This window comes from Alteromonas sp. ABV2_168 (genome assembly GCF_056161165.1).
Genome location: NZ_JBSWYQ010000023.1, coordinates 1 through 1,226, shown reverse-complemented (window position 1 = coordinate 1,226; position 1,226 = coordinate 1). Strand labels below are relative to the sequence as shown.

1 rRNA gene is annotated in these 1,226 nt (G+C 50.8%); it reads right to left on the bottom strand.

Annotated elements, in window-relative coordinates:
- Positions 1-1,226 (bottom strand): 23S ribosomal RNA (locus ACXAH4_RS20075); the annotation flags it as partial.

Below are 1,226 nucleotides of genomic sequence, written 5' to 3'. Positions count from 1 at the left end.
TCACTGATTATATAAGTACGGGAATATTAACCCGTTTCCCATCGACTACGCATTTCTGCCTCGCCTTAGGGGCCGACTTACCCTGCCCTGATTAGCATGGGACAGGAAACCTTGGTCTTCCGGCGTGGGGGTTTTTCACCCCCATTATCGTTACTCATGTCAGCATTCGCACTTCTGATACCTCCAGCAAACTTCACAGTTCACCTTCAGCGGCTTACAGAACGCTCCCCTACCCAAAGTACAAGTACTTTGCCGCAGCTTCGGTATATTGCTTAGCCCCGTTACATCTTCCGCGCAGGCCGACTCGACTAGTGAGCTATTACGCTTTCTTTAAAGGGTGGCTGCTTCTAAGCCAACCTCCTAGCTGTCTTAGCCTTCCCACATCGTTTCCCACTTAGCAATATTTTGGGACCTTAGCTGGCGGTCTGGGTTGTTTCCCTCTTCACGACGGACGTTAGCACCCGCCGTGTGTCTCCCGGATAGTTCTCTTTGGTATTCGGAGTTTGCAAAGGGTTGGTAAGTCGGGATGACCCCCTAGCCTTAACAGTGCTCTACCCCCAAAGGAATTCGTCCGAGGCTCTACCTAAATAGATTTCGGGGAGAACCAGCTATCTCCCGGTTTGATTGGCCTTTCACCCCCAGCCACAAGTCATCCCCGCCTTTTTCAACAGGCGTGGGTTCGGTCCTCCAGTTGATGTTACTCAACCTTCAACCTGCCCATGGCTAGATCACCGGGTTTCGGGTCTATACCTGGCAACTCAACGCGCAGTTAACACTCGCTTTCGCTACGGCTCCCCTATACGGTTAACCTTGCTACCAAATATAAGTCGCTGACCCATTATACAAAAGGTACGCAGTCACCCCGAAGGGCTCCCACTGCTTGTACGTATACGGTTTCAGGTTCTGTTTCACTCCCCTCACAGGGGTTCTTTTCGCCTTTCCCTCACGGTACTGGTTCACTATCGGTCAGTAAGGAGTATTTAGCCTTGGAGGATGGTCCCCCCATCTTCAGTCAGGATAACACGTGTCCCGACCTACTTAATATGTGCTAACTGTCACTTCGTGTACGGGACTATCACCCTGTTCCGTTAAACTTTCCAGAATATTCCACTATGACAACTAACATCGGCTGGTCCCCTTTCGCTCGCCGCTACTAAGGGAATCTCGGTTGATTTCTTTTCCTCCGGGTACTTAGATGTTTCAGTTCCCCGGGTTTGCCTCGTTAA